Annotated in this window: 5 protein-coding genes; 1 reads left to right on the top strand and 4 read right to left on the bottom strand. The window is 68.2% G+C overall.

Annotated features, from left to right (window positions below; translation table 11 throughout):
* Window positions 1–105 precede the first annotated feature (105 nt).
* The 4 genes from StrepF001_RS44865 to StrepF001_RS44850 all read right to left on the bottom strand — a co-directional run bounded on the left by StrepF001_RS44865 (window position 106) and on the right by StrepF001_RS44850 (window position 2,617).
* Window positions 106–888 carry a serine protease gene (locus StrepF001_RS44865; protein WP_129803824.1) on the bottom strand — a complete coding sequence of 261 codons (783 nt, stop codon included), beginning with the start codon at window positions 886–888 and terminating at the stop codon, window positions 106–108.
* Between the two features lie 180 nt (window positions 889–1,068).
* Window positions 1,069–1,569 (bottom strand): N-acetyltransferase, encoded by a 501-nt coding sequence (locus StrepF001_RS44860; protein WP_129803823.1) that lies wholly within the window; start codon window positions 1,567–1,569, stop codon window positions 1,069–1,071.
* Window positions 1,566–1,799 carry a DUF397 domain-containing protein gene (locus StrepF001_RS44855; protein WP_129803822.1) on the bottom strand — a complete coding sequence of 78 codons (234 nt, stop codon included), beginning with the start codon at window positions 1,797–1,799 and terminating at the stop codon, window positions 1,566–1,568. The genes StrepF001_RS44860 and StrepF001_RS44855 overlap by 4 nt, the downstream gene beginning before the upstream one ends.
* On the bottom strand, window positions 1,796–2,617 hold the full coding sequence (locus StrepF001_RS44850) for a helix-turn-helix transcriptional regulator (protein WP_129803821.1): 822 nt from the start codon (window positions 2,615–2,617) through the stop codon (window positions 1,796–1,798). Before StrepF001_RS44850 ends, StrepF001_RS44855 begins: the two co-directional genes overlap by 4 nt.
* 112 nt (window positions 2,618–2,729) lie before the next feature.
* Between StrepF001_RS44850 and StrepF001_RS44845 the strand changes: the two genes are divergently transcribed.
* The gene (locus StrepF001_RS44845; RefSeq protein WP_129803820.1) at window positions 2,730–3,131 is read left to right on the top strand and encodes an ATP-binding protein; all 402 of its coding nucleotides are present in this window, start codon (window positions 2,730–2,732) and stop codon (window positions 3,129–3,131) included.
* Window positions 3,132–3,162: the final 31 nt, after the last annotated feature.

Genomic DNA, 3,162 nt, shown 5'->3' with positions numbered 1-3,162 from the left:
CTTCGGTGGCGGCGGGGACTTCGGGGGCGGGTTCTGAGCCGCGTCTGCTGAGTGTGGAACGGGCCCGGTGCTTGGCAGCACCGGGCCCCGTACGGGTACGGAAGCTCAGAGCGTGGCCGCCGCCGAGGCGATCGCGGAGGCGAAGGTGGAGACCTCGGTGTAGACACCGGGGGCGTTGGGCCGGGCGCAGCCTATGCCCCAGCTGGTGATGCCGACCTGGACCCAGGCGCCGGCCGCGTCCCTGCGGAACATGGGGCCACCGGAGTCGCCTTGGCAGGTGTCGACGCCGCCCGCCGTGTAGCCGGCGCAGATCTCCTCGTTCGCGATGAGGCCGCTGTAGCCGCTGTAGGAGCGGCAGGTGGCGTCACTGACGAACGGCACGTTCGCCTTGAGGAGGTAGCGCTGCTGGCCGCCGCCCTCGGTGGCGGCACCCCATCCGGCGATGGTGAAGGTGCCGGTGTTGTACTGCGTGGTCGTGGCGATCTTCAGGGTCGGCAGGTTGATCGGCTGGGCGAGTTTGATCAGGGCCCAGTCCTTGCCGTTTCCGTTGTAGCCGGGGGCCCGGTAGACCTTGGTGGACCGGACCTGGACGCGGCCGCTCGTGGACTGCAGGTCCACGACGCCCGCGGTGGCGGTGATGCTGGTGTTGTTGCCGGTGGCGCCCACACAGTGCGCGGCGGTCAGCACGATCTGCTGGGTGTACAGCGCGCCGCCACAGCCCATCGACAGCCGGACCATGAACGGGAACTCGCCCTGCGCGGCGCGGGTACCGCCGACGACGGGCGCGGGGGCCGCCTGCGCGGGGGACACGGGCTGAAGACTGACGACCGCCAGCGCGGCCGCACCGGCGACCGCGCATCTCTTGAGGGCCTTGAGGAGGGTTCTCATGCGATGCCTTCCGTGGGGGGTGAGGAGGAAGCTGGAAATGACGAGGGCATGCCAAGTGATCGACACCAAGAGGCCTACTGGCAAGGACACGTCAAATCCTGGTGCTGGATTATGAGAACGCTGTGAGCGCGCACACAAGGGGCACAATCCAGCCAGGCCACCCCGGCCGGGCCGGCGACCTCACTCCACGTCGGGCAGCGCCAGCCACTCGTCCCAGGTCAGATCCCGCCCGACGAACCGCGGCCGCTGGAACGGCCACTCCTCGGCGATCCACCGCGGCACGAACGCGTCGAGCGCCTGCTCCAGCCGCCCGCCGACCTCGCTGTCGACCACCCACCAGGAGATCTCCGCATCGGCCCCGGCCTTCTGCGGCGGATCGATGTAGACGCACCCGCGAAGAGCGGTCCCGTCCTGCGTCTCCACGGTGTAGTTGAAGGACTCGTGCGCGTCGATCTCGGCGGCGTGCCGCTCCAGATCCTCCCGGTTGGCCTCGTACGACATCGTGGCCGACGGCCAGCCCCACGCCTTCCCGTAGATGGACCACAACCGCTCCCGCGACCCCATCACGGTCGGATAGTCCAACGGCGCGTCCGCCCCGCTGATCGGCCGCAGATGATGCCGGTCCCCGTCGGGGATCTCGACGCGAAGGGGGTGCACGAAGTCGCGCGGCAACCAGGTCATGCGAGCCGGCCGAGGAAGGTGGTCCAGGTGTCGGGGGAGACGGTGAGGACGGGGCCGTCGGGGGTCTTGGTGTCACGGACGTGGACGGCGGAGGGGTGGGTGGCGACTTCGAGGCAGTCGCCGCCTTCGCTGCCGCTGTAGCTGGACTTGCGCCAGTCGTAGGCGACTTCGAGGCAGTCGCCGCCCTGGCTGCCGCTGTAGCTGGACTTGAACCACGCCACGGTGTTCATGACTCTCCTAGCAGTCCTTTCAAGAGTCGCTCGCTCTCGTCGGGAGAGAGGGCCTGTGACCGCAGCATTCCATACTGGAGGTGATAGTCGCTGACCTCGCCGGGATCGTCGACGAGGAAACTTGCGCGCTGCACCTCCAGGTAGACCAGGCACTCGTGTTCAGGGGTTTCGAGCAGCACCATGGGGCCGTCGAGGCAGGCGTGGGGCGTCCGGTCCTCGGGCATGATCTGGAAGCTCATGTGAACCGGTTCCGTGTACTCCAGAATCTGGCGGATCTGCTCCCGCATCACCTCCGGCCCGCCTACCTGGCGCCGCAGGATGCACTCCTCCAGGACGAAGTGACCCACAGGCGGCCGGTCCCGATGCCAGATCAACTGCCGTTCCATACGGGCGTTGACCCACTGCTCGGCGGTCTCGCTCCCAAGGGCCGGATACCGGTAGTCGAAGACGGCGCGACAGTAGTCCCTAGTCTGGAGGAGTCCGGGGACCACCAGGCTCTGGTACGACAGGATGCCGACCGCCTCCTGCTCGTGGTCCACCAGCCCCTGCGCGAACTGAACGATCCGCTCCCGCACCGGCATCTTCTCCACCAGCACGGCCAACACCCCACCGGTTCCCAGCAGTTCATCGAACTGCTCCGCACGATCCGGCTGAAGCGCGAGCCTCCCCTGCTCGATGGACCCCACGGTGTCCACGTGAATGCTCGCCACCTCGGCGAACTGCTCCTGCGTGAGGCGGGCCTGCTTCCGGCAGTGCGCGAGCACCGCACCGACCGCCTGCCACGAACCGACCTTCTTGGGCTTCTTCGCCGAGTGCATGCGTGACCCTTTCCCCCGTGCACAGCCGAAGTCCTCGTAGCGAGCTCGCAGCAATCAGGACTACGACTTCACTCACTGATCCACGATAGTGACTCCCTGTGACAGTGGTCGCATGAACGCACACCCCCAACACCCCTGCACCCGCGAGGTGTTCTACCGCCGGGACCGCAGATCGGTGGGCCACGCCCGCGAGTTCACGCGACAAACGCTCGCGGACTGGGCCATGACCGAGCGCAGCGACGACGTACTGCTCTGCGTAAGCGAGTTGGCGACGAACGCGTTGCTCCACGACGCACCGCCCGGCCGCGGCTGCGCCGTGCGCCTGACGTTGTACGGCGACGGCGTACTGCGCGCCGAGGTTCACGACAGCGGCGCCGGTGAGGTGCACGCCTCGGAGGCCCCGTCGGACTCCGAACACGGCCGCGGCCTCTTGCTCGTGGCCGCGCTCGCCGACAAGTGGGGCGTGGGTGAACGCAGTCCTGGCAAGATCGTGTGGTGCGAGTTCGAGGGCTGACGCTGACCAGGTGACCGCCCAGGGGCGGCCC

This window comes from Streptomyces sp. F001 (genome assembly GCF_004187715.1).
GTDB classification, from domain to species: domain Bacteria; phylum Actinomycetota; class Actinomycetes; order Streptomycetales; family Streptomycetaceae; genus Streptomyces; species Streptomyces flavusporus.
This window is presented reverse-complemented; position numbering and strand designations above follow the sequence as displayed.

Excerpts from the sequence above, each read along its gene's own strand:
- StrepF001_RS44855 (WP_129803822.1), bottom strand. The coding sequence starts at position 1,799 with ATGAACACCGTGGCGTGGTTCAAGTCCAGCTACAGCGGCAGCCAGGGC.
- StrepF001_RS44845 (WP_129803820.1), top strand. The coding sequence starts at position 2,730 with ATGAACGCACACCCCCAACACCCCTGCACCCGCGAGGTGTTCTACCGC.
- StrepF001_RS44860 (WP_129803823.1), bottom strand. The coding sequence starts at position 1,569 with ATGACCTGGTTGCCGCGCGACTTCGTGCACCCCCTTCGCGTCGAGATC.
- StrepF001_RS44865 (WP_129803824.1), bottom strand. The coding sequence starts at position 888 with ATGAGAACCCTCCTCAAGGCCCTCAAGAGATGCGCGGTCGCCGGTGCG.
- StrepF001_RS44850 (WP_129803821.1), bottom strand. The coding sequence starts at position 2,617 with ATGCACTCGGCGAAGAAGCCCAAGAAGGTCGGTTCGTGGCAGGCGGTC.